Source organism: Saccharopolyspora karakumensis (assembly GCF_004349225.1).
Lineage (GTDB): Bacteria > Actinomycetota > Actinomycetes > Mycobacteriales > Pseudonocardiaceae > Saccharopolyspora > Saccharopolyspora endophytica.
This window is the reverse complement of the sequence record NZ_SMLA01000048.1, coordinates 24,538-37,070: the sequence shown is the minus strand read 5'-3', so window position 1 is coordinate 37,070 and position 12,533 is coordinate 24,538. Positions and strand designations below refer to the sequence as shown.

Here is a 12,533-nt window from a genome sequence, read left to right as displayed (position 1 = left end):
TGTCTCCTGTGGACTGGTCGGTCAGGCCGGGTCGAGGACGAAGCCGTACTCGATGGTCTCGCCACCGGAGACAGGCTTCGGGTCGAGCATCAGCTCGGGCTTGACGGCCGAGGCGATGTCATCGTCGTTGTGCTCGTCGCCGGGGAAGTACAGCTGCGCCGTCAGCAGCTCGTGGCCCGGCGCCGACACCTTGACGTGCAGGTGCGCCGGACGCCACGCGTGCCAGCCGGCCGCGGAGATGAGCTTGCCGCAGGCCCCGTCGGTGGGGATCTGGTAGGGAGCGGGGCGCACCGTGCGGATCTCGAAGTTCCCGTCGGCGTCGGTGGTGAACGACGCGCGCAGGTTCCACTCCGGGATGTTCGGCGCGAACTGCGAGTAGTAGCCGTCGGCGTCGGCGTGCCACAGCTCCACCTTCGCCCCCGCCAGCGCGGAGCCGTTGGTGGAGGTGACCTTCCCGGTCCAGGTCAGCGGCGTGCCCGATTCGTTCTCCCGCATGGGGACCGACCCGCTGGAGCCCTGTTCGGGGGCGTCCGGGACGTAGTACGGGCCCTCGATGGTGCCCTTGTTGCCCTCGCGGTGTTCGGTGGCGACCTCTTCCACGACGTGCTCGACCCAGACGTCGAGGAACAGCGGCCACTCGCCGTCCTCGCCGACGCTGATCAGCCACGCCTTGAGGGCGTTGTACTCGTCGTAGGTCACCTTGTGCTTGCGGATCGTCTCGTGGACGGCCTCCAGCACCTCGCGGGCGAGGGTGCTGACGCGCTCGGGCGGTGTGTTCTCCACGCCGACCAGCTTGTCGCTCTTGAACCGCTCGGTCGCGTTGGCGCCGGAAGCGGCGGCGGTGGCCGAGTCAGATGCGGTGGTCATGGGAATCCTCCTCGATTCGTGGTGGGTCAGGAGTCCTGGCGGTAGTGCCGGAGCTTGTCGGGGTCGAGCTCGGCGCCGAGACCGGCGCCGGGGCGGACGGTGAGCTCACCGTCGCTGATGCGCAGCGGTTCGGCCAGCAGGTCGTCGCTCATGTCCAGGAAGTTGGACAGCTCGCCGGCCCGGCGGGAGGTCAGCGAGTAGGCGGCGCCGAAGGCGACGCTGCACAAGGAGCCGAGCTGGCCGTCGATCTGGTTGCCCATCACGACCTCCAACCCGAGCCCCTCGGCGAGGTGGTGGGTGCGCTGGGAGCGGGTGAACCCGGTCCGCGCGGTCTTGATGCTCACCGCCGTGGCCGAGCCGCCGAGGATCTCGCGGGTGACGTCCGCGGGGGTGACGGCGGATTCGTCGGCGATGAACGGCACGTCGAGCTGCTGAACGAGCCAGCGCCGGCCGAGCACGTCGTCGGCAGGGCACAGCTCCTCGGCGAAGACCAGGTCGAGGTCGGCCATCTCCTTCATGGCGCGCGCGGACTCGGCGGCCGTCCAGCCCCGGTTGCCGTCGACGTAGAGCTCGACGGAGTCGCCGAGCCCCTCGCGCAGCGCGCGCACCACGGCGGTGTCCAGGAACACCGGGCGGCGACCGACCTTGACCTTGAACGTGGTGATTCCGTAGTTGTCGCGCATCTTCTCGGCCTCGGCCAGCATCGCGGCCGGCTCGTCGAAGCCGAGCATGTGCGACACCCGCATCCGGTCGGTGAAGCCGCCGAGCAGCTCGGTCACCGACACGTCGAGGGTGCGGCCCAGCGCGTCCCACATCGCCATGTCGATGGCCGACTTCGCGGTCGGGTTCCCCACGGTGCGCTCGAGCCGGGCGTGCGCGGTCTCGCGGTCCAGGAGGCTCAGGCCCGCCAGCTGCGGAGCGAAGATCGAGTCGATGACGGCGACGATCCCGGCCTGGGTCTCGCCGTAGGTGAAGGGCCGGGGCGGCGCCTCGGCCACGCCGACCATCCCGTCGTCGGTGTGCACCCGCACCAGCACGTGCTCGGCGGCGTGCACCTCGCCGGAGGCGAACCGCAGCGGCTTGCGGTACGGGATGGCGAACGGGATCGCTTCCACCTGGGTGATCTTCATGAACCGGCCTCTGCTGGTGGTCGTGCGGACGGGAAGACGTCCTCGAGCTCGGCGAGGACGGTGTTGACCAGGGGCGAGCTGGTCTCGCGGTGCCAGGCCAGCGCGAGCTCGACGGTCGCCGCACCGGCGAGGTCCCGGAACACCACGCCGGCCAGCGGCAGCGAGCGCGCCGAAGCCGGCACGACCCCGACGCCCAGACCGCCCGCGACGAGCGCGAGCAGCGCCGCGGTCCCCGGGGCCTGGTGCTGCTGGTTCGGGGTGAACCCGGCGTCCCGGCAGCTGCGCAGCACCGCCGCGTGCACGACGGAGTTGCGCCCGTCGTAGGTCACCAGCGGCTCGGCCCGCAGATCGGTCGTGGCCACCACGGGCTCGACGGCCAGCCGGTGGTCGGCGGGCACTGCCAGCACCAGGGGTTCGACCTCGATCACGCGGTAGTCGATGTCGTCGCCGGTCACCGGCGGCCGGAGCACGCCGATGCCCAGCGAACCGTCGCGCAGCTGCTCGCACTGCTCGGCGGTGAGGAGTTCGGCGTGCACCTCCAGCTCGACCTGCGGCACGCGCTGGGCCAGCGCCCGGGCCAGGTGCGGCAGGTGGGAGAACGCGGCCGTGCCGGTGAACCCGACCCGGACGAGCCCCAGCTGCCCCTCTCCGATGCGCTGCACCCCGCGCACCCCGGCGTCCACGGCGGAGAGCACCCGCTGGGCCTCGCCCAGGAAGAACTCGCCCGCCGGGGTCACCCGGACCTGCCTGGTCGTGCGGGCCAGCAGCGCGACGCCGAGCTCGTCCTCCAGCTGGCGGACGGTGTGCGACAGCGCGGGCTGGGCGATGTGAAGCTGCTCGGCGGCGCGCCCGAAGTGGCACGTCTCGGCGACGGTGACGAAGTAGCGCAGGTGGCGAAGCTCCACGGCGTGCCTCCTCCCTCGTCCTCATCGCCGATTTTCTCACGGTAAGGAACCCGCTCATCGAAGACAAAGACTTGGTTTCGCTCGATTGATAAACGGCGTGGATGAATAACACCCTAAGCCAGGTCTGGGTATTTGCCTGGTGTGACCGGCACCACGAGGTGTCATGGTTCCCAGTCATGCCACGGCGGCCAGTTGTCGCCGCGAGGCCGATCAGAGTCGATCTGGGCCGTTGGAGGATCCATGACCGAGATGCTGAACCACGTGTCCGCCGTCGTCGCAGACGCTGTCGTGGAGGACCGCGAGGCCGGGGTGTACCGGGCCAATCGCCGGATCTTCACCGACGAGGAGATCTTCGAACTCGAGATGAAGCACATCTTCGAGGGCAACTGGATCTACCTCGCCCACGAGAGCCAGCTGCCGAACCCGGGTGACTACTTCACGACCTACATCGGCCGCCAGCCGGTGGTGATCACCCGCGACAAGGACGGCGAGCTGCACTGCCTGATCAACGCCTGCGCTCACCGCGGTGCGATGATCTGCCGCCGCAAGGCCGACAACCGGAGCACGCTGACGTGCCCGTTCCACGGCTGGACGTTCCGCAACGACGGCAAGCTGCTCAAGGTCAAGGACCCCGACGACGCCGGCTACCCTGACTCGTTCGACACCGACGGCTCGCACGACATGACCAAGGTCGCCCGCTTCGACTCCTACCGCGGCTTCCTGTTCGGCAGCCTCAACCCGGACGTGGCGTCGCTGAGCGAGCACCTGGGCGACACCACCAAGGTCATCGACATGCTCGTCGACCAGTCCCCGGACGGGCTGGAGGTGCTGCGCGGCGCGTCGACCTACACCTTCGACGGCAACTGGAAGGTGCAGGCCGAGAACGGTGCCGACGGCTACCACGTCACCGCCACGCACTGGAACTACGCGGCGACCACCGCCCGGCGCGGCACCGGCGAGTCCAAGAACAGCACCAAGACCCTCGACGCGGGCAGCTGGGGCAAGTCCGGTGGTGGCTACTGGTCCTACCCGAACGGTCACCTGTGCCTGTGGACCTGGGCGGGCAACCCGCAGGACCGTCCCCTGTGGGACCGCATGGACGAGCTCAAGGAGGAGTTCGGCGAGGCCAAGGGCGAGTTCATGGTTCGCGGCTCCCGCAACTTGTGCCTGTACCCCAACGTGTACCTGATGGACCAGTTCTCCACGCAGATCAGGCACTTCCGGCCGATCGCGCCGGACAAGACCGAGGTCACCATCTACTGCATCGCCCCCAAGGGCGAGAGCGCTGAGGCGCGGGCGTGGCGGATCCGCCAGTACGAGGACTTCTTCAACGCCTCCGGCATGGCCACTCCTGACGACCTGGAGGAGTTCCGCTCCTGCCAGCTCACCTTCCGCGCCACGGCCGCTCCGTGGAACGACATGAGCCGCGGTGCCGAGCACTGGCTCACCGGTCCTGACGAGGTCGCCGAAGCCCTCGACATGAAGGGCGTGATCTCGGCGGGCAAGAAGAACGAGGACGAGGGCCTCTACCCGGTGCAGCACGGCTACTGGCAGCAGACCATGCAGGACGCCATCGCCGCCGAACGCGCCGCCGAATCCCAGTGACCCCCTCTGCGCCAGGAGAGTTCCCGATGACCGTCCACGCTGACGCCACCGCCACCACCACCGGAAAGCCGATCACCCAGCAGGACATCGAGCAGTTCCTCTACCGCGAAGCCCGCTACCTCGACGACCGCGAGTTCGAGAAGTGGCTGGAGTGCTACGCCGACGACGTCGTCTACTGGATGCCCTCGTGGGGTGACGACGACCTGCTCACCGAGGATCCGCAGACCGACATCTCGCTGATCTACTACCCGAACAAGGGCGGCCTGGAGGACCGGGTGTTCCGCATCCGCACCGAGCGCTCCAGCGCCACCTCGATCCCGGAACCGCGCACCAGCCACAACATCAGCAACGTCGAGCTGATCGAGCGTCGCGGCGACATCGTGGACGTGCGCTTCAACTGGCACACCATGTACTTCCGGTACAAGACCGTGGACCCCTACTACGGGACGTCGTTCTACACCATCGACTTCTCCGGCCCGGCGCCGCTGATCCGCCGGAAGACCGTGGTGCTCAAGAACGACTACATCCACCACGTCGTCGACGTGTACCACATCTGAGCGAGGCGGCCATGACTCACCAAGTCGCGCTGTCCTTCGAGGACGGTGTCACCCGGTTCATCACGTGCGCTCCCGACCAGACCGTGGCCGACGCGTCCTACCGGCAGCGCATCAACATCCCGCTGGACTGCCGGGACGGCGCCTGCGGCACGTGCAAGGCGTTCTGCGAGTCCGGTGAGTACGACGGCGGGACCTACATCGACGACGCGCTCACCGCCGACGAGGCCGAGCGCGGCTACGTGCTGCCGTGCAGCATGTCCCCGAAGTCGGATCTGGTGCTGCGCATCGCCAGCACCTCGGCCGTGGCCAAGACGCAGGCGGCGACCTACCCCGCGACGCTCACCGCGCTCGAACGGCTCTCGGCGACCACGATGTCGGTCACGCTGAAGACGCCGGATCGCGACAAGCTGGCGTTCCTGCCCGGCCAGTACGTCAACATCGCGGTGCCCGGCACCGATCAGACGCGGTCGTACTCCTTCAGCAGCGCGCCCGACGAGGAGCACCTGAGCTTCCTGGTCAAGATCACCCCGGGCGGGGTGATGTCGGAATACCTCACCGAGCGCGCGAAACCCGGCGACGAGCTGTCGTTCACCGGACCGCACGGCAGCTTCTTCCTGCGCGAGACCGATCGCCCGGTGCTGCTGCTGGCCGGCGGGACCGGTCTGGCGCCGATCCTGTCGATCCTGCGCAAGATGCGGGCGTGCGGGTCCAAGCGCCCCGCGCACCTGATCTACGGCGTGACGACCGACGACGACCTCGTCGAGACCGACGCGGTGAACGAGCTCGCGGCCGACATCGAGAACCTCACCTGGGACTACTGCGTCGCCGACCCCGACAGCGCGGCCCCCAACAAGGGCTACGTCACCAAGCTGATCCAGGACGGGCACCTGCACGGCGGGGACGTCGCGGTGTACCTGTGCGGCCCGCCGCCGATGGTGGAGGCGGTGCGCAAGCACTTCGCCGACGACGGTTTCGAGCCGACCGGCTTCTACTACGAGAAGTTCGCCCTCGCCGCCACCGGTGCTCAAGAACCGGCGCCCGAGCCCGCTCCGGAACCGGAGCCGGAACCGGAACCGGAACCGGAACCGACCGCGGAGGTCGAGCCCGAACCCGAGCCGGAAGCCGAGCTCGTGCCGGAGGCGACCCCCGGCGGGAGCCGCACGGTCGCCGGGCAGAAACTCTTCCCGGACGTCGCGATCCCGGCCCTGCACGCCGGATTCGAGCGGTCGGCGGGGGAGGAGACGGTCACCGCGAGCCTGATCGCCGGGCAGCGGATCTGGCAGGGCACCGGCAGCGGGAGCCGCGCCCTCGATCCCGATGCGGGGCTGATCGAGAACGCCGAGGCGCGGTCCATCGCCGGGCAGGAGGTCCTGGCCCCGCCGTCCGACCTGGAACCGCTGTCCGCACCCGCGCCCGGCGGGTACGAGATCGGCGAGGAGCACCCGTCGGTGCACGAGTCGGACGCGGTGTTCGAGGCGCGCCAGGCGCTGGAACTGGGCGCGCTCGAACTCACCATCGGCAGACTCACCTCGCAGCAGCTGGCCGGATACCGGCTGCTCGCCGAGTCCGCCGTGCCCTACGTCGAGGGCGACCGGTTCGTCGACGCCGCCCAGTACACCGAGACCAACGCGGCCTTCCACGACTACCTGTTCACCCTCACCGGCAACGAGCACCTCCTGCAGGCCTACCGCGCGCTCGGCGTGAAGGGCCACATGGAGACGACGCTGCGCAACGCCACCTGGTGCCACCCGCGGTGCACGCAGGACCACCTCGACATCGTCAGCGCCTTCGAGGCGGGCGACCGCACGACCGCGCGCCGGCTGATCGCCGAGCACGCGGACCGTTCGAAGGTCACCACCCGGCGCGCCATGGCCGACGCCGAGTCGGCGAAGCGACCGCGATTCACCACCCCGGGGCGCTTCGACGGCAAGGTCGTCGTCGTGACCGGCTCGGCCCAGGGCATCGGGGAGTGGACCGCGCGCCGGGTCGCCGCCGAGGGCGGTGATCTCGTGCTCGCCGACCGGTCGGACCTCGTCGAGGACCTCGCCGAGGAGCTGGCGGGCGTGCCCGTGGTCGCCGACCTGGAGACCTGGGAGGGCGCGCAGGCGGTGGTGGACGCGGCGATCGGCCGCCACGGACGCATCGACGTGCTGATCAACAACGTCGGCGGGGCGATCTGGTTCAAGCCGTTCACCGAGTTCACCCCGGAGCAGATCGAGGCCGAACTGCGGCGGTCGCTGCTGACGACGCTGTTCACCTGCCGGGCGGTGCTGCCCTCGATGAGCGAACGCGGTACCGGTGCGATCGTCAACGTCTCCTCCGCCGCCACGCGCGGCGTCCACCGCATCCCGTACTCGGCGGCCAAGGGCGGCATCAACGCGGTCACCGCGTCGCTGGCCCTGGAATGCGCCGACTCGGGAATCCGCGTGGTCGCCACCGCGCCCGGCGGGACGGAGGCACCGCCCCGGCGGATCTCGCGCGGCGGGTCCGCGCTGGAGACGGACGAGGAACGCGCCTGGTTCCAGGCCCACATCGACCAGACCGTGAGCACCTCGCTGATGAAGCGCTACGGAACGCTGGACGAGCAGGCCGCGGCGATCACCTTCCTCGCTTCCGACGAGGCGTCCTACATCACCGGCAGCGTGCTGCCGGTCGCAGGCGGCGACCTCGGTTGACGCCGGTCGGGACGGGGGCGAGACGCGCCCCCGTCCCACCTCTCGCACGTGCGGCCGCGCGCCGCCGGTTCGGCCTGATCAGGCCGCTTTCCTCCCTCCGACGAATCGGGAGCCCCCCATGTCCGAAACCGACTCAACGATGCGTCGGCGCCAACGAACCGTCTCCTGGGTCGTGGCCCTGTCCACCATCGTGCTCGTGTTCGACGGGTACGACCTCGTCGTCTACGGCACCGTCCTGCCCACCCTGCTCAAGGACCCGACCCAGCTCGGAGCGATCACGCCCGGGCAGGCCGGCACCCTCGGCAGCTACGCGCTCATCGGAGTCCTCGTGGGCGCGCTGGTCGCGGGTACCCTCGGCGACCTGATCGGCCGCCGCCGGATCATGCTGATCAACCTCGCGTGGTTCTCCATCGGGATGGGCGCGACCGCGCTCACCCAGAGCGTCGCCGCCTTCGGCATCGGGCGCTTCGTCACCGGTATCGGTGTCGGCGCGCTGGTGGCGACGGTCGGCCCGCTGGTGGCCGAGTTCGCCGATCCCGGGCGGCGGAACCGGCTCAACGCCATCGTCTACAGCGGAGTGCCCGCCGGTGGTGTCCTGGCCGGTCTGCTGGCCCTGGTGCTCGACGACGTCGTCGGCTGGCGCGGGCTGTTCTGGATCGGTGCCCTGCCGATCGTGCTCGTGCTCCCGCTGGCGCTGGTGAAGCTGCCGGAATCGCCGAAGTGGCTCGCCTCGCGCGGCAGGATCGAGCAGGCGAAGGCGCTCGCCGAGCGCACCGGGATCGAGCTGCGGACCGAGCCCGCGGCACCGTCCGCCGGCCCCCGCGCGGGATTCCCCGCGCTGGCGTCGAAGGACCTCGCGTGGCCGACGGCGCTGCTGGGCACGATGAGCTTCGCGGGTCTCCTGCTGACCTACGGCCTCAACACCTGGTTGCCGCAGATCATGGCCAACAACGGCTACGGCAAGACGTACTCGCTGACGTTCCTGCTCGTGCTGAACCTCGGTGCCATCGTGGGCGGCCTGTTCGCGTCGCTGTGGGCCGACCGAGCCGGGGCCAAGCGCGTGGTCGCCACGACGTTCCTCCTCGCAGCGGGCACCCTCGCGCTGCTGCCGCTGAAGCTCCCGCTGGTCGTGCTGCTGCTGGCGGTCGCGGTCGCCGGGATCGGCACGATCGGAACGCAGGTGCTCATCTACGGTCTGGTGTCGAACTACTACCCGACCAGGGCGCGCGCGGCCGGTGTCGCGTGGTGCGCGGGCTTCGGCCGGATCGGCGGCATCGTCGGTCCCGTCGTCGGTGGTCTGCTCGTCGGGGCAGGTCTCGGCGGCACCACGGCGTTCTACCTGTTCGCCGCCGTCGCGGCCGGAGCGGCGGCGGTGACGTTGCTGGTGCCCCGCTCGCGCGATGAGGAGGAACCGGCGGAACGACCGCTGGCCGCAGCGGCGGCCGGCAGCTCGAACCCGGTCTAGGCTGTTCGGCGCCCGTCCACGGTGCACCGGCCGCGTGACTCGACCGTCGCCGGCGCGATGAGCCACCGTGGACGCACCGGGCGGCCTGGGACCAACGACGAGGTGGACGTGACACGACCAGCGCAGCCGCTGATCGGGCGGACCGAGCTCGTGGCCGGTCTGGAGCAGACCCTCCGGACCGGCCGGAGCCGTTTCGTGCTGCTCAGCGGGCCTCCCGGGATCGGCAGCTCGACGCTCGCCGAACACCTCGCCCGCCGCCACGACGGCCCCGTCCTGCGCGCCACGGCCGCGGAGTGGGAGGCCGAGCAGCCCGGATCCCTGCTGGCCCAGCTCTTCCCCGGTCTGCCGACGTCCAACCCGCTGGCCACGGCGGCCGAACTCGTCGCACGACTCGCGCCGAGCACGATTCTGGTGCTCCACGACGCCCAGTTCGGCGACCTGGACTCGCTGCGCACCCTCGCTTCGGCCCAGCGCCACCACCCGGACGCCGCGCTGCGCGTGGTGGCGACCTCCACCACCGGTGACCGCCGGGCATCCGCCGAAGTCCTGGACCTGCTGCCGCGCATCGCGACCGACGCACCGCGCATCCCGCCGCTGGACGCCGCGCAGATCAGCGAACTGGCCGCCGCGCAGGGAGTCGCGCTGCACCCGTCGATGGCCGAACGGTTGCGGCGGCACACCCTCGGCAGGCCGCGACCCGCCGCACAGCTCTTGGCGGAACTTCCCCGCGCCACCTGGTCGCAGTTCGAACCCACCTTGCCCGCGCCCGCTTCCGTCCAGGCCCTCGTGCGCGAGAGCCTCGCTTCGTGCACGCCGAGCGCGCGCGGGTTCGCCGAGGCCACCGCCGTGCTGGGCACCGACGCCCCGGTCCGCAACGTCATGTCCCTGGCCGAGCTCGACGGCGGACCGCTGCCGCTGATGGACGAAGCCACCGCCGCCGGCCTCGTCGCGCTGGCCCCGCGCGGGCTCACCTACGTCAGCCCGCCCGACCCGATGGTGCGCGCCGCCGTGCTCACCGTCCTCGGACCGGCGAGACGCGCGGCGCTGCAACGCCGGGCCGCCGAGCTGGTCGACGACCCGGTCCGGTCCCTGCGACTGCTGGTCGCCGCCAGTCCGGTGCCGGACGCCGAGGTGGCCGGTCGGCTCGAAGCGCTCGCCGGTGAGCGCGCGGCCGGAGGAGCCTGGGGGACCGCCGCGACCCTGCTCAGCGACGCGAGCCGGCTCACCGACGATCCGCAGCACCAGCAGGCGCTGATCACCCGCGCGGTCGACGCGCTCATCGGTGCGGGCGACGTCTTCCGCGCCACGGCGCTGATCCCCGAGGTCGAGAGCATCCGCGAAACCCCGCTGCGGGACGCCGTTCTCGGCTACCTCGCCATGGTCCGAGGTCGCGCGGCCGAAGCGGGCAGCAGGCTCCGGAGAGCCTGGGACATCGTCAACACCGACCGCGAACCCGAAACCGCGGCGCTGATCTGCCAGCGCTACGTGCTGGACGCGCTCTGCCGCTACGACGGTCGCGACCTCGTCCTGTGGGCGGATCGGGCCATCGAGCTGGCGGGCCCCAACACGCCGACCGCGGTCGAAGCCGAGGCCATCCGCGGACTCGGCCTGGCCGCGACCGGCAGCGTGACGCTGGGCCAGCGCCACTACGACGAGCTCACCGCCCGGCTGCGCCACGGCGCGCAGTGGCAGCGCGCCACGATGGCCCGCGGCTGGATCAACCTGATCACCGACCGGGTCGACGACGCCCGCGTCGACTTCGAGAGCTCCATGCCCACCGCCTACCTCGGCGGTTCCGCGCGGATCTCGTTGTGGGCCCGCGCCTGGCTCGCCAGGGTCCAGTTCCTCACCGGCGAGTGGAACGAGGCGCTGGCCACCGTCCGCGAAGCGATGGACATGCAGGAGCGCACCGGAATCCTGGTGACCGGCCCGCTGCTGCTGTGGACGGCCGCGGCGGTGCACGCGCTGCGCGGTGAGTTCGCCGAGACCGACGAGGTCCTGTTGGGGAGCGCGACCGGTGCGGGCGACTACCAGATCATGCGCGTCCCCAGCCAGCTCGCCCGAGCGCACGTGGCCGAGGCCCGCGCCGACTCCGACGGCGTGCTGCGCGCGCTGTACCCGCTGACCCGACCGTCACCGAGCACCAGCACCGACGAACCCGGCCACTGGCCCTGGCAGGACATGTACGCCCACGCCCTGGTCCTGCTAGGCCGCCTCGACGAGGCCGACGAGTTCCTGGTCCCGCACGAGAAGCTGGCCGCCAAGCGCGGCCACACCTCGATGCGCGCCCGTCTCACCGCGGCTCGCGGCCGGCTGCACGGCGCGCGGGGCGACGTCGGGGCCGCGTCGGCGGCGTTCGACGAGGCGCTGGAGCTGATCAGCGGGCTGCCGTTGCGCTACGACCAGGCCCGCATCAACTTCAGCTACGGCCAGACGTTGCGCCGCCTCCGGCGCCGCGCCCGCGCCGACGTCGTGCTCAGCGCCGCCCGGGACGGCTTCGCCGCCATGGGCGCCACCACCTACGTCGAGCGCTGCGACCGCGAGCTCAAAGCCGGTGGCGTGCACCGGACCCGGCCGGAACCGACCGCGGATGCCCTGACCCCGCAGGAGGAATCGGTCACGCGGCTGGTCGCCCGGGGACTGTCCAACAAGGAGGTCGCGGCGGAGCTGTTCCTGTCCAGCAAGACCGTCCAGTACCACCTCACCCGCGTCTACGCGAAGCTCGGCATCCGCTCCCGCGCGGAACTCGCCGCCCGCAACAACCCCGGCCTGCCTCAACAGGACTGAGTCCGCTGCTTGATCAGCTCAAGCACGTCGCGGAAGGCGGGGTTGTCGCTGTCGTGCAGCCACTCGAAGAGCACCATCTCGGTGGTGACGACGTCGGCGCCGTGGGAGTGCATCCGGTCGAGCGCGCGCTCGCGGTCGGACTCGACGCGACTGCCGACGGCGTCGGCGACCACGGCGACGTCCCGGCCTCGTTCCAGCAGCGCCAGGACCGTCTGCAGGACGCACACGTGCGTCTCGCACCCGGTCACGACGACGGTGCCGGGCCCGGGGTCGAACCCGGCGGCGAAGGACGTCTTCGGCTGGGCCGGTCGCGGCAGCAGCTCGGCGATCTCGCCGACGGTCGCGCCCAGTCCTGCGGGGTTCTGCTCGCTGGCCCGGACGTCGACGCCCAGCCGCGTCGCGGCGCGGAGCAGCCGCGCGTTGTCGTCCAGCACGGCGGAACCGCCCGCGATGGCCGGCATGAGGCGTTCCTGCAGGTCCACGACCAGCAGGACCGAGGAGTTGGCGTGCAGCAGCGGCATGGCACCAGCCTAGGCACGACC

9 protein-coding genes are annotated in these 12,533 nt (G+C 71.0%); 5 read left to right on the top strand and 4 right to left on the bottom strand.

Annotated elements, in window-relative coordinates:
* Positions 1-21: 21 nt before the first annotated feature.
* The 3 genes from catA to E1202_RS24290 are packed head-to-tail and all read right to left on the bottom strand — an operon-like array spanning position 22 to position 2,902.
* On the bottom strand, positions 22-867 hold the full coding sequence (catA, locus tag E1202_RS24300; RefSeq protein WP_132685451.1) for a catechol 1,2-dioxygenase: 846 nt from the start codon (positions 865-867) through the stop codon (positions 22-24).
* A 26-nt stretch (positions 868-893) separates the two neighbouring features.
* Positions 894-1,997: a mandelate racemase/muconate lactonizing enzyme family protein gene (locus tag E1202_RS24295; protein WP_132685450.1), complete on the bottom strand. Its 1,104-nt coding sequence runs from the start codon at positions 1,995-1,997 to the stop codon at positions 894-896.
* Positions 1,994-2,902, bottom strand: coding sequence for a LysR substrate-binding domain-containing protein (locus tag E1202_RS24290; RefSeq protein WP_132685449.1), 909 nt, complete (start codon positions 2,900-2,902; stop codon positions 1,994-1,996). The genes E1202_RS24295 and E1202_RS24290 overlap by 4 nt, the downstream gene beginning before the upstream one ends.
* 240 nt (positions 2,903-3,142) lie before the next feature.
* Between E1202_RS24290 and benA the strand changes: the two genes are divergently transcribed.
* The 5 genes from benA to E1202_RS24265 all read left to right on the top strand — a co-directional run bounded on the left by benA (position 3,143) and on the right by E1202_RS24265 (position 11,991).
* Positions 3,143-4,507 (top strand): benzoate 1,2-dioxygenase large subunit, encoded by a 1,365-nt coding sequence (benA, locus tag E1202_RS24285; protein ID WP_132685448.1) that lies wholly within the window; start codon positions 3,143-3,145, stop codon positions 4,505-4,507.
* Positions 4,508-4,533: 26 nt separating this feature from the next.
* Positions 4,534-5,064: a benzoate 1,2-dioxygenase small subunit gene (gene benB / locus E1202_RS24280; RefSeq protein WP_132618271.1), complete on the top strand. Its 531-nt coding sequence runs from the start codon at positions 4,534-4,536 to the stop codon at positions 5,062-5,064.
* Between the two features lie 11 nt (positions 5,065-5,075).
* Positions 5,076-7,739 (top strand): benzoate 1,2-dioxygenase electron transfer component BenC, encoded by a 2,664-nt coding sequence (gene benC, locus E1202_RS24275; RefSeq protein WP_132685447.1) that lies wholly within the window; start codon positions 5,076-5,078, stop codon positions 7,737-7,739.
* A 118-nt stretch (positions 7,740-7,857) separates the two neighbouring features.
* A complete protein-coding gene (locus E1202_RS24270; RefSeq protein WP_132685446.1) occupies positions 7,858-9,204 on the top strand; it encodes an MFS transporter in 1,347 nt (448 codons plus the stop codon).
* Between the two features lie 108 nt (positions 9,205-9,312).
* Entirely contained in the window at positions 9,313-11,991 is a 2,679-nt protein-coding gene (locus E1202_RS24265) for a helix-turn-helix transcriptional regulator (RefSeq protein ID WP_235878964.1), read from the top strand.
* Here the strand turns inward: E1202_RS24265 and E1202_RS24260 are convergent.
* Entirely contained in the window at positions 11,979-12,512 is a 534-nt protein-coding gene (locus E1202_RS24260) for an isochorismatase family protein (RefSeq protein WP_132685444.1), read from the bottom strand. The genes E1202_RS24265 and E1202_RS24260 overlap by 13 nt on opposite strands.
* Between the last annotated feature and the right edge of the window lie 21 nt (positions 12,513-12,533).